Annotated in this window: 12 protein-coding genes; 5 read left to right on the top strand and 7 right to left on the bottom strand. The window is 49.9% G+C overall.

Annotation, left to right across the window (positions count from 1 at the left end; translation table 11 throughout):
- Positions 1 to 3: 3 nt before the first annotated feature.
- The gene (locus H6G07_RS13040) at positions 4 to 618 is read left to right on the top strand and encodes a transglutaminase-like domain-containing protein (protein WP_199312063.1); all 615 of its coding nucleotides are present in this window, start codon (positions 4 to 6) and stop codon (positions 616 to 618) included.
- 47 nt (positions 619 to 665) lie between these two features.
- Complete coding sequence (locus H6G07_RS13045) at positions 666 to 1325, top strand: pyridoxamine 5'-phosphate oxidase family protein (protein WP_073608475.1); 660 nt, start codon at positions 666 to 668, stop codon at positions 1323 to 1325.
- A gap of 83 nt (positions 1326 to 1408) precedes the next feature.
- On the opposite strand, the gene H6G07_RS13050 is transcribed toward H6G07_RS13045, so the two are convergent.
- Positions 1409 to 2695, bottom strand: coding sequence for a DUF3095 domain-containing protein (locus H6G07_RS13050; RefSeq protein WP_073608474.1), 1287 nt, complete (start codon positions 2693 to 2695; stop codon positions 1409 to 1411).
- A gap of 1603 nt (positions 2696 to 4298) precedes the next feature.
- Between H6G07_RS13050 and H6G07_RS13055 the strand changes: the two genes are divergently transcribed.
- Positions 4299 to 4694, top strand: coding sequence for a CU044_2847 family protein (locus H6G07_RS13055; RefSeq protein ID WP_073608473.1), 396 nt, complete (start codon positions 4299 to 4301; stop codon positions 4692 to 4694).
- A gap of 126 nt (positions 4695 to 4820) precedes the next feature.
- On the opposite strand, the gene H6G07_RS13060 is transcribed toward H6G07_RS13055, so the two are convergent.
- Positions 4821 to 6680 carry an RICIN domain-containing protein gene (locus tag H6G07_RS13060; RefSeq protein WP_073608472.1) on the bottom strand — a complete coding sequence of 620 codons (1860 nt, stop codon included), beginning with the start codon at positions 6678 to 6680 and terminating at the stop codon, positions 4821 to 4823.
- A 551-nt stretch (positions 6681 to 7231) separates the two neighbouring features.
- Here H6G07_RS13060 and H6G07_RS13065 point away from each other — a divergent pair.
- The gene (locus tag H6G07_RS13065) at positions 7232 to 7750 is read left to right on the top strand and encodes a helix-turn-helix transcriptional regulator (protein ID WP_073608620.1); all 519 of its coding nucleotides are present in this window, start codon (positions 7232 to 7234) and stop codon (positions 7748 to 7750) included.
- A gap of 142 nt (positions 7751 to 7892) precedes the next feature.
- Here the strand turns inward: H6G07_RS13065 and H6G07_RS13070 are convergent, their stop codons facing one another.
- The 5 genes from H6G07_RS13070 to H6G07_RS13090 all read right to left on the bottom strand — a co-directional run bounded on the left by H6G07_RS13070 (position 7893) and on the right by H6G07_RS13090 (position 21821).
- Positions 7893 to 11591 carry an AAA-like domain-containing protein gene (locus H6G07_RS13070; protein ID WP_073608471.1) on the bottom strand — a complete coding sequence of 1233 codons (3699 nt, stop codon included), beginning with the start codon at positions 11589 to 11591 and terminating at the stop codon, positions 7893 to 7895.
- On the bottom strand, positions 11592 to 13748 hold the full coding sequence (locus tag H6G07_RS13075; RefSeq protein ID WP_073608470.1) for an AAA-like domain-containing protein: 2157 nt from the start codon (positions 13746 to 13748) through the stop codon (positions 11592 to 11594). It lies immediately after the preceding gene.
- Positions 13749 to 13830: 82 nt separating this feature from the next.
- Complete coding sequence (locus tag H6G07_RS13080; protein WP_139297029.1) at positions 13831 to 14103, bottom strand: hypothetical protein; 273 nt, start codon at positions 14101 to 14103, stop codon at positions 13831 to 13833.
- A 184-nt stretch (positions 14104 to 14287) separates the two neighbouring features.
- Positions 14288 to 17989 (bottom strand): AAA-like domain-containing protein, encoded by a 3702-nt coding sequence (locus H6G07_RS13085; RefSeq protein WP_073608469.1) that lies wholly within the window; start codon positions 17987 to 17989, stop codon positions 14288 to 14290.
- Positions 17990 to 18092: 103 nt separating this feature from the next.
- Complete coding sequence (locus H6G07_RS13090) at positions 18093 to 21821, bottom strand: WD40 domain-containing protein (RefSeq protein WP_084173124.1); 3729 nt, start codon at positions 21819 to 21821, stop codon at positions 18093 to 18095.
- Positions 21822 to 22020: 199 nt separating this feature from the next.
- Between H6G07_RS13090 and H6G07_RS13095 the strand changes: the two genes are divergently transcribed.
- Complete coding sequence (locus H6G07_RS13095) at positions 22021 to 23574, top strand: hypothetical protein (RefSeq protein WP_139297028.1); 1554 nt, start codon at positions 22021 to 22023, stop codon at positions 23572 to 23574.
- Positions 23575 to 23972: the final 398 nt, after the last annotated feature.

The raw sequence follows: 23972 nt of genomic DNA on the forward strand, positions 1-23972 counted from the left end.
ATGATGCTTTTGCTGTCCCCAGAGTCGGCCTCTATCGCGGACTATCTCATGCCCTCAGCGGTGGTGGATGCCGATCATCCCACGGTTGTTGCCCTGGCGCGATCGCTTACCGTAGGGGCTACCTCATCCATGGCGCAGGTCAAAATTGTCTACGAATGGGTACGCGATGCGATCGCCCACACCTGCGACATTCAAGCCGTCGCCGTCACCTGCTCTGCATCCGAGGTGCTGGCCCAGGGCCACGGCTTCTGCTTTGCCAAAGCCCACCTGCTGGCGGCCCTGCTGCGCCACTGCGGCATTCCCACCGGGTTTTGCTACCAGCGGCTCGTCTTTGACGACGCCCAGCCCACCCATCACACCCTGCACGGCCTCAACGCCGTCTACCTCAACGAGCTAAACCGCTGGGTGCGGCTCGACGCGCGAGGCAATAAGCCTGGAGTGCAGGCCGAGTTTAACGGCGATACCCCTCGCGAACAGCTCGCCTTCCCCATCCGCCCCAACCTCGGCGAAGTCGACTATCCCACCCTTTACACCCAACCCCACCCTCTCGTCGTCACCGCCCTACAAACCCACCTTACCGCCGCCGCTCTGATTGCCCACCTGCCCGCCACCCTCTAGCTCATCTCCTCACCCCCTACTCCCCACCCCCTCACCCATCCACTCCTATGTCCCAAACTCCCCTCTCTCCCACCCCCCGCACCCAGGTCAATCGCCTCCCCCAGCGGGCCAACTACGATCGCACCCAGGTTCACGCCATTCTCGACGAAGGGCTGGTCTGCCACCTGGGTTTTGTCGCCCATGGACAACCCTTTGTCATCCCCACTGCCTACGGTCGCCTGGGCGATCGCGTCTACATCCACGGCTCCCCCGCCAGCCGCCTGTTGACCACCTTGGATCAAGGGGTGGAGGTCTGCCTCACCGTTACCCTGCTTGACGGGCTGGTGCTGGCGCGATCGGCCTTTCACCACTCCATGAACTACCGCTCAGTGGTGCTGTTTGGCACCGCCACCCGCGTGGATGATGCCGACGAAAAACTGGCGGCGCTCAAAGCCTTTACCGACCACGTTGTGCCCGGTCGTTGGGATGACGTACGCCCGCCTACCCCCTCAGAACTGGCGGGTACCCTGGTGCTGGCCCTGCCCATTGCCGAGGCCTCGGTTAAGGTGCGCAGCGGCCCACCCCTCGATGCCGCCGCCGACTATGCTCTGCCGGTCTGGGCCGGGGAAATTCCCCTGGCAGTTACCGCTGCCGCTGCTGTCGCCGACCCCCAATGTCTGCCAGAAGTCACGATTCCCGACTATGCCCAGCGCTATTGGCGAGGATGATAGGGCGAAAGCAGGGGTGACCTTGTAGATAGAACTGTTGCCGCAGCTTAGGCAGATCAATCAATTACCTGCCATCACGCGGCCTAATCAATACACGCTGCCTCACCCTTTTCCTGAGAGCCAAGATTTGAGTTGTCTACTTGGTTAGAGAGCTTTTCGCGAACCCCGACCAGGCGGGCATAGGCTTGCCAGTTAGCTGCTTTGCGCTTTAGCTTTTCCTTGAGCGGCTTAGCTGCTAGCGTGTAACCGCCATCCGCCCCATCGACAAAGTGAACTTCATGGCCACTGCGCTCAAACACCAGACAGGTCATCAACGCGCGATCTGAAACATGCATGCCGTAGACCAGGTTGCCTTCGTGCGATCGCCTCTCCAGGTAATCGGTCAGCTTTTCTCGCTGATTGGCATCGCCTGAGATGATCATCCGCAACATGTCGTCAAATTTTTTGTAGTCACTGGCAGCCTGCACCACCTGCTTATAGGCACCCCAGCTGATACCACCGACTTTGAGATTCAACCTCATATAGAGCGAACCCAAAATGTTGTTCACCTTAAGGTTCCAGATGTAGCGCCAGCGAGATAGCCACCGAGAGGGCTGCGCGTGCAGTTTGGCCTGGGGGAGCAGTTTCTCAGTTTTTAGAGATAGATTGAGATTTTGCAGCCCAACTGGGTGAAAGTCATCCTCAGTACCATAGATCTCCTGGATTTTCTCAAGCACATCTTGATACAGGGCATTATTCGCTGCGGGGCTATGGGCAGTTGCCAGTACTAGCAGCGTTACCGTTTCCCCATGCCTGCTGGCGATATCCTGCCAGCGGCACTCTAACCCCGCCAAATTTGCTTGAGAAATCTTGACATCCCTGATTTGATAGCGATCAGCCGTGTCAGAAGATTTGACTAATTCTGTGGCGTAGTTTAGTCCGCCGCCGACGAAGACAGCCTGGTGATACTGCTCTGCTATCTTGAGCTTTGCCAGCTTCACCTCAAACCCTGCTTGGTTAGCCGTTGTCACCGGAACAATTCCCACCCGCAGCTCAAGGTTGAATTCTCGTTGGGCTAACTGTTGCAGGGCTAGCAGCGGCGACTTTACCTTTCCTAACACAGTAGAGGGAACTAGAAGAGAAGCCCCATCTCCACCAAACACATAGGGAATCTCAAGCGGTTTAACGGCATTGAGCACTGCTGCAATGGAAGCAGCGCCTAAGAGATTGACTTCCTTGTAGCGCCCTGCCTCAATGGCCTCCGTGGAACCCCTAACATCTGCGATGACGATGTACCAGTCATTCGGTACGGCAAGCAGATTATTGGCGTCGATCGCACTGAGCAGATTATCTATTGCAGGTAGATCAGCGTAGAAGCGTTCTGTAGACATAGGTTTGGGCCGCTGTTACGTGAACAGAAGTTCCGGAAAAGCGCTCTATTAGGTTAACTAGTTAATTGTGCCCATTTATACGACAAGAACCTCTCTTCTCCCATCACCCCCAAGTTTATTAATCGCCAAGTTGAGTCGGAGACAGAACATATTAATTGGGGCTGAAAATTGGCAACTCATCTCCCGCTAACGCCGTTGGCAGTGGGTCGCCGCATCGAGGAGGAATGGTATCAACTTGCCTAGGGAAGAACCCTAAATCATGACAAAAATTTGGTTGTGATGTATTCCCTGGTCAAACCTTCACGCCTAACGTCTTTGCGGTCTAACACCAAATCCTGTTTGGTTACCTCCGCTTCCTCAGAGCAAATACCCTTTGCCCCTACAGTTTGGTCTAGGTGAAATCGAGGCTATTCGGTTCGAGCGCAGCATAACTTTAAAAAAATATTGCACAAAATTATGGTTTGAAAGAGTCGTTTGCAGAGTGTAAGTCTGCAAACGACTCTTTCAAGCCTCAACTGGGTGCATACCGGTGTTTGAGGCTTTATCTTTACTCTCTAACTTTACATTTCCTCTTTTATGTTCCTTAAAAAGGTAATTCTCATAAAACTACCAAAACAAAGCTGGGTGGGTTAGTTGAAAGCCTTTCCTGAAGGGAATTTTGGGCATTGTCCGACATGGCTTAAACCCAAAAGTGTAAAGTTATCGCCTCAGCCAATGGCAGTATTCTTTTTCAGGCAAACCCGTTCGCATGAATCCATGAGGGACCTATTTGAGGAGACGTATAGAAAACAAGCAGTCCTATTTTTAGGCTTTCAGTAAGAACACCCTCAGTACAAGGACAAAAATCGTAGCGCCTGATTGGACTCAGAGCGGCGCAGGGAGAAATTAGAGAACGTGCGCCGCAAAAAGCCACGTCCGAGCGGAATAGACTCTTTGCTCTGTGACCATAAGCTTTGAGCGGAATCGGATGCTGCTAGTGTTGCCAGAGCCCAGTGAGCATGCCCGACAGAAGGCCAGATCCAGTAGCGCCATCAACTTGCTGAGGTCTTAGTCGTGGCAGAAATGGGTCGATTCGAGGTTGAATCCTCGTGTAAAAGAGTTTTCTCTCCACCTCAACCGATAATCCGCCCATGCCGTCTGCGGGCGATACTTAGTGGCTAAAATCAGGAGTTCACCATCGCGACGACGTAAAATTGCTGGGTACACACCCAGCGCTGGCTTGATAAATCTGGACAGTGCCTACAATTAACTTGGCAAAGGACCCATTTACCTTTCTGACAATTTTTCCTAAAACGAGCGCTAATGCTATCATTCTGGCGCAGCCTAAGTTGCAAGGGCAGAGCATTTAGCATCATCGAGAATCTACACCACTCTCGATCGACAAACTTTCGGTCGACTGTTAGGCAGCGGATTTCGGTCTTATGGAAAGACTCGTCCAAAGTATTTCAACAACTCAATTCGCTCGTCACTGTTGCGGCTACCTCGCTTATACAGCATCGTCCACAGAATTGGGAAAGCCACGCTGTCAAATCCCTTCCAGCGCCGACTTTCTTACTTTCCTCATTCAACTTTTGTCCCCGTACATTGATCAAGGAGCTAATCAATGATTCAACGGCTTATTCTCGAAGATGAAGCAAACACTTATAGCGTTTTGGTTGAGTCAACCTCATCGTCTCCTGTGCGCAGTGTTGATGAGGATTTCGATTCTTACGATCCGAATACACCTAGAGGAGGTGTTCCAGGAATCCGTCAGCCTCAAATTACGCCTGAGCTAAGGGTCAAGCTGGCAGACGTGCATCGCACGATCCAAGGTTATACGCAGTATGCCATTGGAGCATTTAAGGATTTGGCGATCGCAGAGGTCGAAGAAATTACCCTGCGCTTCAATCTCAAAATCACGGCAGAGGGTGGTCTGCCCATGCTCGCCAGCGGCAAAGCGGAGTCAGATTTTGCGATCGAGGTGAAGTGTACTTTTCCTAAGTCTAAGAGCACAGTTTAGGACATTGCCATAGGAATTGTCTTTCTTCGAAGAGTTGTCACAACCTTAGTTCATCCAACACCAAGGCCCGCTATTTCGATGGTTGCCTGACAAGCTGTTTGCCAGGCAACATCCCTTCAGTAGATCCTATCGGTTGGCTGCATAGGCTGCATAGAATGCTAAGCCATCATTTGTGCTTCCGCACATTAACCCAGGCTCATGGTTAAGAAGGCGTGCAGTGGCTATTGAAAGACTACCTTCGGGCCAGAACATAATATTATTCTGGGCAAGCAGATTGACTTCAACATTTTGCTGCTCACCATCTCCAAATGATATTACTCCTTTGATACTAGAGCCAATCATGGAGCCAAATCGAACTGAACCCTGTCTATTGCCAATCAAGACGTTCCATATGGTATTGGCAAGGGCCGAAAAGGTATTGGCCGGGGGAGTGCCATGTACAATATAGTTCCTCTTAGTTGCATAGCCCCCATAGCTACGCCCATCCTCGTCATAGTGAGTTCCAGTCATTATATCTAAGGTGGGTTCGAGATAGTAAACAAAGCGACGACCGCTTAACTCATCCCAAGGAAGATTAGGCTTGTTGCCATTAAACCAAAACTCGATTTTATTTCCAGAGATCTGGCCGTTGACACGAAATGCCTTGCCGGACGAGTCATAGAACACCCCTATACGACGATCTACTACATTTGGGAGATCGACAGGCAAATTTCCAACACCCGGTAGGTGATAGATGTCAAGGGTTCCCCTGAAGCCATCAAAATTCAAATTCCAACGACCGAGGAAAGCCAGTTCTGGCCATTCTGCCGGTTCCACTATATCTGTGAGATATTCGGCGGCATAAACTCCGTCGAGCACCCACTTATAGGGGCGACGCTCACAATGAAGTTTAGGATCACCCCCTAGTGGCCCCCAGCTGTTTTTGATGAAAAAGGCTGGCTCTGCGGCATTGGTTTTGTCAAACCCGACGATGAGAACGTTATGGCCACCGCCATAACTGCTAGTTCCGATACTGATCTCAAAACCTAAGCTGAGTACTCGCTCGTATTCTGCAGCATTGCGAAGTTGATCGGGCGTAAAATTTACGACTGAGCCAGCCCCATAATAACGCGGAGCACTCAAGACATTGCGAGTAAATAAGGGGAAGTTGAAGTCGTTAGCATCTTTTTGACTTCGATTTTCAAAGCTTGGGAAAGTGTAGTCCTCCAATCGGTAAGGAACATCAGACTCTTTAGAAATCCGAAATCCAGTCTTGTACCAAAGAAGTGATCCTCCGCCTTGAGTAGTCGCAAACTGATTTTCGAGATGGTTTGCATTACGGATCTCAGCCCATTTGGGATGAATATATAGAGCTTTACCCATGATTGACCAAAACTCTTCTGAGAGGTTTACATCTCCATAGCCAGCTTTTTTATAAGCTGCCTCAAGGGCGGCGGTTGCCCCAAAATAGGTACAGCTTCCTCGTGCTCCCTGATCTTTAATAGCTGTCTGATTTGGCCGCAGGTCTACGCAGTTGGGTTGAACAATGGCAGCATCACTTGCCGATATAAACTTCCAAATTTGGCTGGAAGCGCCAACAAAATCTGCTAGTTCAGCTTCTCCACTGCGATCGATCACATTACCCTTAATCTGAATAACCTTATTAGAACGGCTCGCTGCGCAACGAATGGAGTAACGTCTTGAACCTAGAGGCTGAAGAATCCATTGCTGGTTTCCATTACCAGGATAAAAATCGTAGAGTTGAACTCGACCACCATTGCGATCTACATCTACATCGTGGGCATCCAGTGCTCGATTACCGCCAACATTGAATAGGTAAAATGCTCCATTTTGAGCTGGCTTCACATCCCATAATTGATTCAGGCCGTGATAGAGTTTCCAGGTTGCAACCTTTGCACCATTGGATTTTAGTGTTTCGCTTGAAACTTCTAAGGCTCGACCCGTTTCGAGAAGAATGTAGTAACGTCCTTGAGTGATATCAGGCATGGGAGTTTCCTCAAAAAATGATGTATTTAATGTCGTTGAAGAAACTACCCCAAAGCCAATCGCCCTTGGAGCTTGAAAAAGTTCCCGTAGAATCACCTTCAAGCGCTCAAAGTAGGAAGGTCAGTTTAGGGAGTCCCCAAACTTTGAGGAGAAAAGATTGCGTTTTTGCAGGGCACGCTCCAAAGACGCAAAGCTTGCTAGAAGCTCTGCTGGCCTTTTCAACCGATGTGTAAATAGCCGCTATCGAGGCTGCCGTGATCTAATGACCGTGGCGAGTTCTAGTGTGCAATTGGTGTAGAAAGGTTTGGGGAATCCCCGAGGTGGGGGCATGAGCTGAGCCTGGTTACCTCGGTGTGGCGGGGCGTTGGGCGATCGCGTAGGGGCACTAGCTTTGGGGCAGATAGCTTGGTGAAACTGGGCTCAAAGCAAACCTACCTATGAGTTACGCAGGTGCCCCCATGGTGACTTTAAGTTTATTACCCACCGTTGCAGACGCCCCCCCAGCCAAGTTTTCTGAAAGCCAGGAGCAACCTAGAGAAGCGGAGTTAGCTATGCTGAGCCGTCTTTTTGAGGGGTTTGCAGATGGTGTGTTGTTGCTGACCCAAGAGGGCAACTGTATCTATAGCAATCGGGAGGGGCGGAGGCTTTGCCAGGTCTTGAGGGATGGTCAGCATTCTGCCGATGCTGTGCCTCTGGGGGTGTGGCTGATGTGTAGGCACATGATCGAAAGTCGTAGTCTTTTTGCAGGTCTAGCTTTGGTGCCAACTCAGACGTTTATAGGGACTAAAAACCAGCTAGTTCGGGCTAAGGTGCAGTGGTTAGGTGTGCCGCCTGACTCGGACGCTTACCTGCTGGTGCTGTTGGAAGATCAGTCTCGGTCAGCCCAGGCAACGGCGCTGCTGGAAGCGGTGCGGTATAAGCTGACGCCTCGGGAGAAGGATGTTTGGCTGCTGCGGCACGCGAATTGTAGCTATAAGGAAATTGCGGCAAAGTTGTTTGTTAGCGTCAATACGGTGAAGCGCCATCTTAAGAGTATTTCTGCCAAGCGTATGCTGTTGACTGAGGGTTAAGGGGCGATCGGGTGGTCTTACGTATTTAGTTAACGGATAGCTAAAGACCCTCATCTCCTAATTCCTTCTCCTTTCATGTGAAAGGGGGAACTAGAATAAGAGAACCTGGTCACGGTCTTTTCCCAAAGTGTGAGAGGAGATTTTAGGGTGTAGACGCGAGTTGAGAGCAAACTTCAGGTTTTTCTTCGGGGTGGCTAACGAAATAGTGTCGGAGCCAATAGCAACCCCTAGCCAGCAAATCGTCTAGTTCATACTCTATTGGCCAAATCTCCAAGGAATCATCCACAGTAGATTTAAAAATCAGGCGATCATTGCCAAGGAACTCAGGCTCATAACCAGGAAATTCAGCTAACAAGTTGCCATTGAGATCATAGAGACGTGTAGCAGCATCTTTCCTGGAGCCAGTAACGATAATTTGCCCATCTTTACTCAGGCGAAGGTGGGTTCCATTGAGTTGAAAGAGTTCTTTACCATTTTGGTCATACACATAACTCACACTATCAGTATGCGACTGCGTAAAGATACGTTCTCCTCCTTCTCCGGGGGGCAAAAACAATTCCCCACTAGGATCCGAAAATACCCCCTTGAGCTGAAAGAGTTCTCTACCATTCTGGTCATACACATAACTCATATTTTCAGTATATATCTCAGCAAATATACGATGCCCATTTTCACTAGGCATCGCAAAGTCACCCTTAATTTGAAAGAGTTTCTTGCCATCTTGATCGTATATATTGATCAAGCCATCTTCTGCTGTTGCTGCGGTAAATATACGCTTTTCATCTCTACTAAGAATTGCATATCTTTCTCCATCAAGGCTTAACAATTGCTTACCAGCTTGGTTGTGCATAAAAATTCTATCTTTATCCGCATCATAAGACAGAATCTGCTTCATATCTTCGCTAGACGAGAGGATAAAACCTTCAATTTTAGACAACTCCACTCCTTTCTGATCATATAGATAGCCTACGTTACTCTTATATGAGTTAGTTAAGATGTGTTGACCATCTTCACTAGTAAAAGCAAACAAACCTCCCTGAAGTTGAAATAGTTTTTGGCCGCTTTGGTCATATACATAACTTAAATCGTCCTCATACGATCCAACAATAATACGCCTTGTCTCTTTTATGTTAGATAAAAATCTATTTCCTTGAAGGTGGAAGAGGAGCTGACCATTTTGGTCATGCACATAAATCAACTTATCCTTCTCTGACTCAGCAAAGATGTATTTTTCATCCTCACTAATACGAGCGTTACTTCCCTTCAAGCGAGGTAATCCAGCTTTCAAATCATAAATATAGCTTGAGTTTTCATCATATGAACTGGTAATAACTCGTTGCCCATCGGAACTGATGACACTACTAGATCCTCCTTTAAGTTGAAATATCTCTTGTCCTTCCTTGTTGTACACATAACTCAGATTTTCATCATTTGAATTGGCAACAATGCTTTGTCCATCAGCGCTAATAGCAATATCACTTCCTCCTTTGAGCTGAAATAGTTCCTTGCCATTCTGTTCATACACATAGCTCAAGTTTTCATCATACGAAGCGGCAATAATACGCTGTCTATCAGCACTGATAGCAATGCCGCTTCCTCCTTTGAGCTGAAATAGTTCCTTGCCATTCTGGTCATACACATAGCTCAAGTTTTCATCATACGAAGTAGCAACAATACGCTGTCCATCAGCACTGATAGCGATGCCACTTCCTCCTTTGAGCTGAAATAGTTCCTTGCCATTCTGGTCATACACATAGCTCAAGTTTTCATCATACGAAGTAGCAACAATACGCTGTCCATCAGCACTGATAGCGATGCCACTTCCTCCTTTAAGCTGAAATAGTTCCTTACCATTCTGGTCATACACGTAGATAATATTGTCATTGAATGAAGCAGTGACTATGACTTCTTCGTCTTTGCTAACACCAATCTCACCTCCTCCCTTCAGTCGAAATAGTTCTTTTCCACTACGGTCGTACACATAGCTCATATTCTCTCTGAACGAGGCAGCAAGGATACGTTTCTTACTCAAAAGAAATCTGATGTTATTTCCTCCCTTCACTCTAAAATTCTCTTTTCCATTCTGATCATATGAGTAACTTATATCCTCGGAAAATGAAGCAGAAAAAATCTGATTTTCATCCTCAAAAAAGATGACGTTATCTCCTCTAATTTTATTTACTTCAATTACATTATTGACACTTTTTACTAGTGCAAAAGCTGGGCTATTCGTGATATCTTCGTTCAATATCTTTGCTCTTGGCTTTAGGAAATCGCGTAAGTCTTGACCATGCTGAATCGCTGCCAAAAGCACATCAATCTCTGTGTAACGCTCTGGCTGGTATTTAAGTAGTGCTGTTCCTCGTCGTTCTAACTCACTACTTTTTTTTGCCCAATTTAAAGTAGACCATCCCCAACCGCTGGCTATCAAAGCAAAGCTTAAAGCAAAAACCACCCCACCAGCGCTTAATTTCAACCGTCGGGCTGCTTTTTGGTTTGCTTCTTCTAAAATCTGGTTTGCTTTCTCTTGAGTTACTAGAGCCGCCTTTACCTTTCCTAAGTCTAGTTCTCGGCTGGCAGCCAAAAACTCATAATCTTGCGTGCCCAAATTCTTCCCCAGCGCCCAGCCCTGGGCATCGATCAACGCCTGCCCCTGCAGCAGCCGCGAGTCATCCTGCTGTTCAGAGGCTAACCAAGCCGTAATCGCCTCTGCATAGGGCCGCAACCGCCCCAAAGCCTGGTTCACCCACTCAGCATTAAACACCCGCGCATACACCTGGTTATACACCTCCAATTGGCCCCGGTGCGTCACCACCAGCCCCGACAGACGTAGCTCCATCTGCTCTGGACTGCCATCGTAGGGCACTGCCCCCTGCTGCAACACCTGCTGATAAATCCCCAGTCGTCGCCCCGCCTTACGCTCATCCTGCAAAATTCGCGCTTGAATGGTGCGTAGGTGATCCTGGTCGTCTTGGGTTTCCCAATGGTCGATCACCTTCGTTTTCACAAGACAATCCACCATTTCATTGCTCAGGCCGGCCCCGGCCTCACTCTGCTCTACCACCAACCGACACAGCTTTTGGGTCAAAAAGGGCTGCCCCTCCGTCCAGCCCAAAATGCATTGCAGCACCTCTGCGGGGTTCGCCAGCTTTTGGGAGAGCGCTTCGACCAGAGGTTGTGCCCGGTCAAACTGTAGGCCCGATAGCTCAATGGCCTTTCCCACGTTAAAGGGGGTGCGGGTCTTATCACGTACCAGGTCGGCAGGGGTAGCGACTCCCAGCAGCACAAACGTTAGCCGGCCATAGGCGGCGTTATCGACCCGCTGGTTGTAACAAGCCCGAATAAACGTAAATAGATCATCCGTCGGAAATTTCAGACTCAGTACGCTGTCGATCTCATCGACAAAAATCACCACGGGCTGCTCAATCTGTACCAGCAGCACCGACTCGATAAACTCTCCCAACTGCTGCACTGGGGTGAGGTACTCGTGCTCTTGCAGCCAACTGCGCAGGTTAAAGGTTTCGGGTAACTCAAAGCCACTGACCAAACTGCGAATGAGCCCCGCATACCAGCGGCTAGCCTCTACCTGCTGGCTACCAATGCGAGTAATATCGATCGCAGCACAGGCCACCCCCTCAGCCTGAAGCCGCTGCATAATCTGCACCCTCAAGCTCGATTTGCCCATCTGGCGAGAGTTCAGCACATAGCAAAACTCACCTTTCTTAATGGCGGCATACAACTCATCATCGGCGTCGCGCTTAACGTAGGTAGGGGCATCAGCCGCCAGACTACCTCCGGTTTGAAAGAGATCAGCGGCACTGGCATCTAAAGGCTGATTCATTTAGCGCACCCCCAATCGATCCTTAAAGTATTGTCGATACAGCTCGCAGCGGGGCGTTACATCGTTGCCCTGTAGGTTCACTAGCCCCATGCTGCGCAGTTGAAACGCCTGCACCGACTCTAGCCGCACTGGAGTTGATGAAGCCACAATGCGCTTGACCGCCTCTACCAATTCTGGACGCTGCTCTAAATTCCACAGGTGCCGCCGCAGGTGGTCGCCATAGGGGCCAGCCTCTGTCGGGGCATTGGCTAGCAGGTCTGCCATAGTCATGTCTTGGCGAGCCAGGTTGTAGAGGGCCACGCGAACCAAATAGGGGTGCCCACCAATCATCTCTTCTAGAGGAACAAGGTGTTCGGCAGTATCTGCCAGCCCATGGCGATGGGCTAAGTCTGCTATTTGGGGCAGGGTAAACTCTGGTAGATCGATAGGTAGGCCCACATTAAAAGGCGACTGGTTGATATTCAGCGGAATGTACACTTCAGTTGAATGCACCACGATCAGCCGCAGTTTCTTCCAAATATCGCGGCTTTTGCCGTCTTCGTGCCAGGCTCGCAGTAGACCAAAGAAGTCTGAGGCAATATCTGGATACTGAAAGACTAAATCGACCTCGTCTAGCCCCAGGGCCAGGGGTTGGTCGATCTCAGCCAGCAGATATTCTTCAAAGTAGGCCGTACAGTTGTCTTTACTGCCAAAGAAGTCATCCCAATAGTCACTGAGTTTATTGGGCAATCGCAGCCGTCGGCCCACACTGGCGCAAAACCACTTGAGGAACTGATCGAGGTCGGTGAAAATTTTGCCGTCGGCGATTTGAAAACTCAAGGGCACCTTTAAGCAGCCCTGCATCTCGGCGTGGTGAAGGGTACGGGCCATTAGAGAAGTCTTACCCATTTGCCGAGGAGCCTTGACGCGAATCAGCGCACCGGGTTTGACAATGGCCTCGAAGCAACGGCTGTCGATATTGGGCCGCTCGATATAGAAAGGCGATGCCAAGTCTACCTGCCCTCCGGGTAGCTCTGGCTCAGCGACAGGCAGGGGGGGATGGTCAGGAATTTCTAGCGGTGGGGCAATGGGTTCTAGAGCTTGAACCGGTAGTTGAGGCTTACCCTCGGCGATTAGCTCGAGAATATCGCCTAGCAGTTGAGGCGTATCTGCGGGCGATTCCCACTGGCCCTGTTGAATGCGCTGGAGGTAGCCTCGCAGGTCGTAGTTCAGCGGCACATCCATTGGCAGGTTAACCCGGATGGGTAGGATGACCGGTCGTCCATCTTGCCGAGTATCTTGCAGATGTTTTGCCTGACGCACTTCTTCAGTCACCATCTCGCTGGTAACCGACTGGTGAGACAGCAGCAGCAAAAAGTAATCGGCCTGCTTTAGCTCCGCATCAATGCGCTGGGGCCAGTTTTCTCCCAAACGAATGCTTTTACTGGCCATGAAGACATTGTGCCCAGCGGCTTTGAGCGCATCGTGGAACTCTTGTGCCAAGTCTATATCTGGCGCTTGACTGCGATAGCTGATAAAAATTTGAGCCGCCGCTGAAGGAGGCGAAGTGGGAGGTGGCTGTGGACTGGGCCGTGAAGGTTTGGCTGCTTGACGACGAGTTTGGATTCTGGCTTTTAGAACTGGAGTTGATGACTCTGGAATACTCTGTAAGTCAATTTGATTTTTGCCAAGGGCAAAGGCATCTTTATAGGCCATTTGGGCCCCTACCCCCCGGTAGAAGCCCTTGGCAAACTCGATTGCAGCTCTGTCTCCTATCTTGTGGTTCATGCCTACCACATGATCGATATGGCGATAGATGGCCTTAGCCTGGTCTTCGGAGTAGCAGGCATTGAGAAAAACGCACTCTAGGTCGCCCTTAAGAAACTTGAACAACCCCGCCAGGGCAGAGGAGGTGACCAACTGCATTTGGCCGAGATCATTTTCAAGGGCTAGCCCTTGGCTACCGCCCCCGTGACCAGAGAAGTGGATGAGGTGAGGCCGATGATCGAGCAGTTTTTCTTGCAGGTCGTTAACCCGCACGGCCCAGCACTGGATGATCTGAAACGGCTGACCACTTTTTGAGTGTTCTAGAACGTCGGTAATCTCCCGAACTTCTTCGTCTAAACGAAGTCGGTCTGTGTTCCTTGGGTTAGCAGCGAGAATCAGAATTTTTTTCATGGGGGCGACTCAAAGAAGGGGCTAGCTTTGAGATAAGTGAGTGCGGCGTACAGCTACAAGACGTAGCTGGTCGAGCAATAGATTAGTCTTGCAAGCCTCTCTCTGTTTTTGTAGGCGAGCGATCATCATCCTCAGATGCTGCATTCTCCTCGGAGATTGGGACGACTAAATCTCGATCTGCATAGGGTGGTTGAGAAGAGGGTTGCTGTCCATCTTTTTCAGGCTGTGCAAGAATATCGTGTTCGGTTTTAATGGGGGAGCGATCGCCATTTTCTTCACCACTTTGTTGTGAACTTGGAACAACCAAGTCTCTAACTGTTCCAGCGTCTTGTGATAGCTGATTTTCTTCTGACATAGTTGTTGGCTCCTGAATGTACTGTTAATAGATTTGTGAGTTTTATCAGCCTCTATGCTCTAATCCCTTAACTAAAGCCGCGATTATTTTGTAAACCTCATAATATTTGTGCTTGTTGTTGGAGCGCACGCTCGGCAATACCCCTAAACACTGCCAAATATTGGTATTTCAGATAATTTCAAAGCTAAGAGCAATATTCAAGCCTTTCTTCGGGATGACTGGCAAAATAGTGCCTAAGCCAGTAACAGCCTTTCTGCAACAAATCATCTAAACCGTCGTCGATCGGCCAAATTTCAAGTACATCATTGATAGAAGATCTTAAAATCAAGTGGCTTTGGCCCAAGAAAGTGGCCTCATAGCCAGGATACTCTGCGATCAAATCACCGTTGAGACTATAGATACGGCTAACTCTGTCGTCACCCGAGGAAATTGCAATACGATTTTCGTCAGTGCTAATATCGATAGTATCTCCCTTAAAGTAGAAGAACTCTTTACCACTTAAATCACACACACGAATTACTTTTTTGTCTGGGCGAAGAAAGATGCGTTGTAGCTCAGCATAGATCCTATATATGCTTCCTCTTACCTGACATAGCAAAGCGCCGTTAAGGTTGTAAACATAACTTAGATTATCCTTATATGAATGAGTTGTGACAAATTTTCCATCATGCCTGATTGATGGACTTATCCCTTTAAGTTCGAATAGTATTTTCCCATTCATGTCATAGGCATAGCTCAAATTATCGCCACCCATAGAAGTAAAAATGCGTTCTTCATCAGTGCTGATGTTTGGACTTCCTCCCTTAAGCTTGAATAGTTCTTCTCCGTTTAAGCTGTAGGCATAGGTTAGATACTTATTATGTTTGCCTGACATGGTAAAAATGCGCTTCTCATCACTACCTATAGTTGGAAATATTCCTTTGAGATGACACTTTCGATCTCCTCTACTGCTATATACAGAGCTTGAATCATCTCTAAGGAAGCTGGTTGCAAAATACTGCCCATTATTGCTAAACTCGGGGAAAACACCCTCAACCTGAAATATCTTCTTGCCATTTTGATCATAAAAATAGCTTAAATTTAGATTAACAGAACTGGTAAAAATGCCTTGCTTATCAGCACTCATGCCTGGAAAATTTCCAGGCAATTGAAGCAATTCATTGCCTTTTTTATCATACATATAGCTTAAATCTAAGCTTTTTATTTGGGTAAAGATATGATGTTTATCAGAAATGACAATTGGTTGCTCGCCTTTCAGTTTAGGTGGCTGAGCAATCAGATCATAAATATGGCTGATCTTCTCGTCATAAGAGTAAGTAACCATATATTTTTCATCTTCACTAACATGAGGAGCACCTCCTAGGATTTGAAATTCTTCTTGGCCATCTTGGCTGAAAATAAAGCTTAAAGAATTATTTCCTTCTAGCAAACTAGTAAATATATTTTGCTTGGTGTAGCTGGTGCTTTCATAATGACCTTTAAGCTGGAGTATCTCTTGACCACTCTTGTCATATACAAAGCTCATTTTGCTTGTATTTAAATATGTAATAATTTTAGGCTCGTTTTGTCTGATGTAAGCACAACATCCTCTTAACTTGAACAGTTCTTTGCCATTCCAATTATATATAAAGCTTAGATAGCGATTGCTTGAGCAGGTTCGAATGCGCTGGCAATCAGTGCTAAATTCGACTTTATTCCCTTTCAGCTGAAACAACTCCATACCATTTCTGTCATACACAAAGCTCATTTCATCTTGGTCAGAAGAAGTGCCTATGCGTTGCCCATCATCACTGATTTTGGGATTCTGTCCTTTTAACCTCAATAACTCTGCACCATAGTTGTTGTACACAAAGCTCAAATTATCTTTATTGGAAGAGGTATAGATTATTTTCCCATCGTCACTGATAAATGGACAGTTTCCTTTCAACTGAAATAGTTCTTTCCCAGTCTGATCGTAGACATAGGTGATTTCGTCATAAACATCATCAATCTGATAGCAGCCCGAGTCAGTGAAAATTCGCTTTTGTACGTTGTATTCACGAGGACAGCATCCCTTTAGTTGTAATAATTCTTGCCCACTTTGGTTATATACAAAACTTATATTGTCAGTATCTACAGTAGTAAAGATGCGTGCCCCATCTTCACTATCAGTAATGTATCGACCTTTTAGTTGAAATAATTCTATGCCGTTAGGATTGTAAACAAGACTTAGGTTTTCTTGAGATATCTGCGAGAGAATCCGTTGTTCATCACTGCTAAAACGAGCCCGCCCTTTCACTTGATTTACTTCAATAATGCGATTGACAGCAATTCTAAGCGCCAGTTCTGGGCCGGGTATCTGATCTAATCCCAGGGTGAGAGGAGATTGAATTTTAGTATTAGCTTTTAAGAGTTCTTTAAGCTCGTGACCCAATTTGACTGCGGCTAGTAAAACCTCAATTTGTGAGAACCTTTGTGGTTGATACTTTAATAGTGCTGCTCCTTGTCGCTCTAGCTCACTTGCACGAGCGCTTAAGGTCAACAGCTTAGTCGCTTGTGCATTTGCCTCTGCTAAAATTTGGTTTGCTTCTTGCTGAGTTGCTAGTGTCTCTCGTATTTCTTGCAGATCTAATTCTCGACTTGCGGCGAAAAACTCATAATCTTGAGTACTCAGGCTTTTCCCTAGTGCCCAGCCCTGCGCTTCAATTAATGCTCTTCCCCGTAATAGCCGGGAATCATCCTGCCGTTCTGAATCTAGCCACGCCAATATTGCTTCTGAATAGGGCCGCAATCGAGTAAGTGACTGGTTTACCCACTCAGCATTGAAAACACTCTTATAGATCTGGTTGTAAACCTCTAGCTCGCCGCCGCGAGCCACAATTAATCCCGATAATCGCAACTCCATCTGCTCCGGGCTGCCATCATAGGGCATTGCCCCCTGCTGCAAAATCTGTTGATAAATCCCCAACCTTCGCCCAGCCTTTCGCTCATCCTGCAAAACCCGATCTTGAATCGTGCGCAGGTGATCTTGCTCATCTTGAGTTTGCCAGTTCTCAATCACTCGGCTCTGCACCAGTTGGTTGATAGCCTCTACCGAAAGCATTGCCCCAGCCGCACACTGATCTACCACCAAGCGACACAACCTTTGGGTCAAAAAAGGTTGCCCTTGAGACCAAGCCAAAATAGTCTGCAAGACCTCCGCCGGATTAGCTAAGGTTAAACCCAGGCTCTCTATTAGGGGTTGCGCCCGATCAAACGTCAGCCCCGACAGCTCAATAGAGCGCCCTACATTAAACGGGGTGCGGCTCTTGTCACGCACTAAATCAGCTGGGGTAGCCACACCCAGCAGCACAAAGGTAAGACGGCCATAGGCTGGGTCATCAACCCGTTGGTTGTAGCAAGCCCGAATAAACGTAAACAGATCATCCGTCGAAAAATTTAGGCTGAGGACGCTATCAATTTCGTCGATAAAAATGACAATAGGCTGAGCAATCTGGGTTAGCAAAATTGACTCGATAAACTCCCCCAACTGCTGTACTGGGGGTAAATCGGCATTGTCTCGTAACCAGCTTCGCAGGTTAAACCGCTGGGTTAACTCAAACCCGCTCACCAGCTTGCGAATTACCCCGCCATACCACTGTTTGCCATTCACCTGCTGACCACCCAGAGCGCTCAGGTCAACCGCAGCACAGGCTACCTCCTCAGCTTGCAGCCGCCCCATAATTCGTGCACGCAGGCTAGACTTGCCCATCTGGCGCGAATTCAGCACATAGCAAAACTCTCTTGCTTGAATAGCCGCATACAGCGCAGCATCAGCATCACGCTCAACATAGGTAGGGGCATAAATGGGCAGGGTACCCCCGGTTTGAAACAGAGCAGAGGCATTTGCACCTGAGGGCTGATTCATCTAATGCGCTCCCTACCTGTCTCTAGAGTTTTATCCGTAGGCGAAGAAAGAATAGAATATCTACCTTTCTCCTGGGGCAGCTAGACCCTCGTGGGTAATATCGCTAGCCCTCTTCAACCTCCACTTCCACTGCGCCCAACGCCCTCAGAACCCCAATCTGGGCAGCGGTTAACCCCGTAGCCCCCATAATATTCATGCCTTCGTAGGGGCGATTGCTTCTTAATACCCTTAAACAGTCCCCCGTTTCAGTATTCCAGACTCTAATCGTGCCATCTTCACTGCAACTTGCCAGCATCTGCCTATCGTCGCCAAACGCCACCGACCATACAATCTGGCTATGGCCCTCCAAAACCTGCAAGCAATCCCCAGTCGCCACATCCCACAGCTTAACGGCAAAGTCTTCGCCACCACTGGCCACCCAGCGCCCATCCAGGCTAAACGCCACCGCCCGAATCCGCCCCCCGTGAGCCGGTTGAGACCACAGGCATTGGCCCGTCGCCACATCCCAAAGCTTCAGCGTCCGATCGCCGCCGCCACTGGCCAAAAACTGACCACAGGGGCTAAACTGCAGAGCCAGCACCCAATCTTGGTGCCCGTCCAGCGTAGCGAGACAAGCCCCCGTTTCAACGCTCCAAAGCTTAATGGTGTAATCATCCCCCCCACTGGCCATCAACCCGCCTTGGAGCCTAACGGCCACCGCCTTAACCCGCCCCTCGTGGCCTTGCAACGTCTGCAAACACTGCCCCGTCGCCACATCCCACAGCTTAATCGTCTTGTCATGACTACCACTGATAACCTGCTGCCCACTGGGGCTAACGCACACCGACTGCACCCAATCTGTATGCCCCATCAACACTTGGCGACAGTCCCCCGTTTGGGCATCCCACAGGCGCACCGTACAGTCGTCGCTGCCGCTGGCCAGCCAGCTACCATCCGGGCTGAAGGCAACGCTAGAAATCAGATTGGTATGGCCTGCCAGGGTGCGATCGCACGTTCCCGTCTCCAAATTCCATAGCCGCACCATCTTGTCTTCGCCTCCTGAGGCTATCAATGGTGCGATCGGGCTAGCCGCCACCCCCACAATCCAATCGCTGTGGGCCTTGATAGTTTTCAGGCAGTCCCCCGTGCGGATATCCCACAGCTTAACGGTTTGATCATCACTGGCGCTAACCAGGGTGTAGCCATCCGGGCTAAACTCGACCAGCCACACCCGTCCCGAATGTCCCTCCAGCGTCTTAAGGCACTGGTTCGTTTGGGTACTCCAAAGCCGCACCGTATGGTCTTCTCCAGCGGTGGCCAGCAACTCACCATCGGGGCTATAGTCTACCGCCCAAACCTTGATTGCATAGTCGGGCAGCGTGCCTAGGCGATCGCCCGTCTTCATATCCCAACGCTCAACAACCGTGGTACTTTGGCTAGCCGCAATTTCCTGGCCCCTTGGGTGCATGGCTAACCCCAGCGCCCAACCCACGTCAATAGCCAGCGATCGCAGACAATCCCCCGATTGCAGATCCCAGAGCTTAACGGTGCGATCGTCACCGCTGCTAATCAACATCGGCTGGGTGGGATGAAATTTTAGCGAGAGCACCCGGTTGGTGTGCCCTCGCAAAATTCGGCGACAATCCCCCGTTTGGGCATCCCAAAGCCGGATCTCGGCTTCATTGCCAGCACTGGCGATGGTTCCCCCATCGGGGCTAATATCCACCGTCTGCACCCAACTGCTGTGACCCGTCAACGTGCGCAAGCAGGCCCCAGAACTCACCTCCCATAGCCGCACCGTCTGGTCATGGCTACCACTGGCCAGCATTTGACCGTCGGGGCTAAAACACAGCGCCGTGACCCAGGCCGTATGCCCCTTAAAGCTCAGCACCTGGCGACCATCCACCACCTGGATCAGCAGAATGGCTTGATCGACCCCTACCGCCAGATACGCCCCATCTGGGCTGAAGGTGGCCGATAGAATGCAGCCTAGAACTTGGGTAAAGACTGACTTGGTGAGATCGGCATAGGCAAAGTTAACCTCATGCAGCGCCATGCCCTGCAAATAGACCTGCCACACCGCCAAATGAGAAAAGTCGTAGCCTTTCAGGTCAATGCCCATCTGCCACAGCAGATTGAGCAGGTTTCCGGCGGCATAGCCTGGCTTATCCCTCAGCGTGGCCTTCAGCTGAGCCAAGAGCTGGCTGAAGTGAGCCTGGGCAAAGTTGCGACTGCCAAAGGTCTCTAGCAGCTTAGCCGCCAAGGGCTTCAGCAGCAGGCGAATTTGGGCCTCTCGAATATAGTCTTTGGCCTGAGCATTGACCAAAAACTGATGGTTGAGCAGGTCAACCTCAAGGGCGCAAATCTCTTGATAGAGCCGGTCAATCATGTGGTTGACCACATACTCCATCACCACTGGCTGTTGCGAAAACCGCACCTGATGGTCGTCGAGGGGTAAGCTCGTGGACTTTTCAATCAGCGATCGCCGCTCTAATGACAGCAACGCCTCCAGCAATTCTGACTGAGACGTAGGCGGCATCAACCCCGCTCGAATTTCCTGGGGCAGCACCCACTCGCGATGTACTGCAACCCACTCCATCACTCGCTGCTCCAGCGGTGACAACCGGCTAAATTGTTGATCGATCAAATTGGCGACATCACCGAAAACGGGGGTACCGCAGGCTAAAAACTGCTGAATGCTGGCATTAAACAGCTCCTGCACCGTGGTCGAGACAATACGTAAAGCCAGCGGATTGCCCGCATACTGCTCCACTAAAACCTGGGCTTCCTGCACCGATGAAGTTAGCCCTCTCGCCGTTAAAAGCTGCTGGCCTTGTTGATAAGTCAACCCCTGCAACCGGAGCGATCGCAGCCCACTCCCTTCTCTGGAGAAAAGCCCCAGGGGTTGCTCTCGACTGGTAAAGACCAAACAGCTCTGGTGACGGCTCTCAGCAATGCACCGCAGAATCTGGCCGTAGGACTCGTAGCCAGGGCGATAAGCCCCGGTGCCATCCTGGCCCTGAAGCACAGACTCAACGTTATCTAGAACGAGCAAACAGCGAGCCGTTTGCAGACAGCCAATCAGCTGCAACAATTGACCATCCCAGGTCTCAGCTAGGTGTACGTCCTGACGGGTGGACAGAAAGCGGATCAGGTCAGCTAGCAGTGGGTCAGCAGGGGGGGCATTGCGGAGCGATCGCCACATCACAGCCTCAAACTCACCGCTAAGCTGCTCAGCTAGCTTCACCGCCAGGGTCGTTTTGCCCATGCCCCCCATACCCAGCAACCCAACCAAGCGGCATTTATCTCTCAAAATCCAGTCCGTCAGCACAGTCAACTCATCATCGCGCCCGTAGATCGGCGGAATTTCTGGCGCATCTCCCCAGTCCTGCCGGGCTACAGATGCTTCTGAGATAGAAGATGGTGGCGGCGGTGAGGTTTGGGTCGCCTGGTGAGATTTGAGCGGGCGGAGGCGTTCCCATTCTTCGTCAAGCTTGGCTAGATTGGTCGCCACATCCTGCCGTCGATGCCACAGCTTGAGGGTAAAGTGCCAGTCCTCGGAACCTTGGGTCGCGGGACGGTTATCCTCCAGGATGCCGAGAAAATCTTGCAGCCGCTTCAACGCTTCTCGAATTTGATCAGGGGTAAGTTGCCCCTCCCATGCGTCGTGCACGGTTAAGTAGGCCAAGTGCCGCACTTTAGTCCTGACAACCAGTTGCTTCTCAGTTTGCCAGTTCACTTGCAGCCGTACATTGGCAGACTCCTCCCAGTCGTAGTTCGCGTAGGCCAGCAGCGCGGCCAATAGGCGTTTTGTTCGCAGCTTTGCCTGAGGTCCGTAGTTGGGTCTTGCCATGTGACCTGCTTAAAACAGCCAGGAAGTTTGGGGAATCCCCAAACTATTGCACAGTTTTTTTAGCTCTGGTTGTTACTCAACAAGGCTTTCAGTTAAAAACGTCAACGATTAGCTATGGGGCAGGTCCCCTAACGAGAGTGGTTTCAAGGCGTCGGATAAAGATGACGCTGAGCATAAATCAACTTTTGGAGATTAAGTTATGGCTGCTAAGCTTGGAACCTGTTTTCTTTACACTTGGTACTCTGCCAGCCGGGGAGATCACTTTACAACCTCTGACCCAATCTGGATTGGACGAGTTGGCCAAATACGCAACAAGGGTGCTGACTATGAATTGATGCGCATTGAGGGGAGAGTGTTTAGCCCTGATTTTCCCCAGCCACCTAGTACTGTTCCACTCTGGAATTTTTGGAACCCTACCGCAGGGGACCACTTCCTAACAACCCAAGCCGACTGGGTGCGATTGCCCCAGCGTGAGGGGTATACCCGATTTCGGCTCGAAGGGTATCTTTACACCTCTGCGGGTGAGGATCGATTGCCTCTGAATAGTTTCTGGAATGCTCGCACTCAGGACAACTTGGCCACAACAGCTATAGGCGGCGAATTGCATTCATTCGATGACAACTGGGGCCAGTACCGCACTGAAGGTTATTTGCTACCAGAAATTCAACGAGTTACCCCGCTGTATACCTGGTATGGCCACGACCGAGGTGATCATTTCACAACTACAGACCCCAATTGGGCTGGGGTGGTTGGCGACCGTCGCGTGAGCGGAGTTGACTACGAGCTTGTGCGCATTGAAGGACGAGTGTTTAGTCCTGATTTACCACAACCGAAGGGTACCAGGGCTCTCTGGAGCTTTTGGAATCCTGCTACGGGAGACAACTTTCTAACCACTCGGTCCAAGTGGGTACGATCTCGTTCTCGGGAAGGCTATACTCGATACCGACTCGAAGGGTTTTTATACAGCACCCCTGGACCAGGCCAATCTGAATTGGTGAGCTATTGGAACCAAACGGTGCAAGATCACGCGGCGACAACGGCTAAACCTGGTGACATCAAAAGCTTGACACCCGCTTGGGAAAAATATCGGCAGGAAGGTTTCTTGTTTCCTGAGGGACAACTTGTCCGCCCTGATAACATCACTGAACCATTGGTACCAACTGCTGTGCTGCGGGGCGATCGCGAGTTCGACGGCAACGGCCCAGACATCACTGCCCGGTTAAAACTGGTTGTCAGCCCAGATGGCCGGCACGTGATCGCCAAAATTTACTTCCTGGCATTCGAAACCAGGCCTGACTCGTCAACTACCGAGGCGACCTGGGAGAAGATTGTCTATACCGCCCCTGCTGGTCGACGTATCCTCTCGCTTGCATCCCCAGCAAGCTCGGAGGTTCGATTTATCAGCCCTAGAGCGGGCTTCCAGATTCTTTTCCCTGGCGAAGACTTGAAAGATGTGACAGCTCTTATCAAGGCAGTTTCTGGCAGCATTACCTCTATTCTGCAATTTGTGCCAATGGCTGGTCAAGTTGCCAAGGGTGTTGACGCATCCTTGTCAGCATTCCTTGAAGGGCTGAAAGTGGTTGGTTTCTCAGGTAATCAGGTCTCGACAGTCGTTTCTACTGATGGCCCTGTTTTATTCTTCGCAATTGTTGGTGACACTGGAGGTGACGACATCAGCGACGATAACAACCCCAAGGACGACACTCGAATTGTTGGCATTCGCATGCTGGACTTTGAGGTGGTAATGGCATAGAAAGTATTGACAAAGAGAACCCTTCAGCACATGAAGGGTTCTCTTTGATATTCAGTAGCCGAACCCGCTGATTACCTCTTAAAGTGAGACATTGAGTCCCTTCTTTTCAGTCCTCGAAACCCGAAGTTTCAACCTCGAATTCACCCACTTTCGCTACCCCGAGCGCCTCAGCAGTGCATTAACCTGGATTGAAACTGATTGGCCAAACCAGTTTATTGGATCGCACATTTTAGGTACGTAGAGTTGAGTTGGGCGATCGCATAAAATGTTGACTTTACTAAAGTTGTTACCAATCGATCCTGCTAGCTTATCCGAATTATTGGATACTACAGGCAACCAGCCGTATCGTCAGCCGACTCACGAACCATACCTACTCTGCGGAAGGCTATTGCAGTGGT

Source organism: Phormidium tenue FACHB-1052, from assembly GCF_014696675.1.
GTDB lineage: Bacteria > Cyanobacteriota > Cyanobacteriia > Phormidesmidales > Phormidesmidaceae > Nodosilinea > Nodosilinea tenuis_A.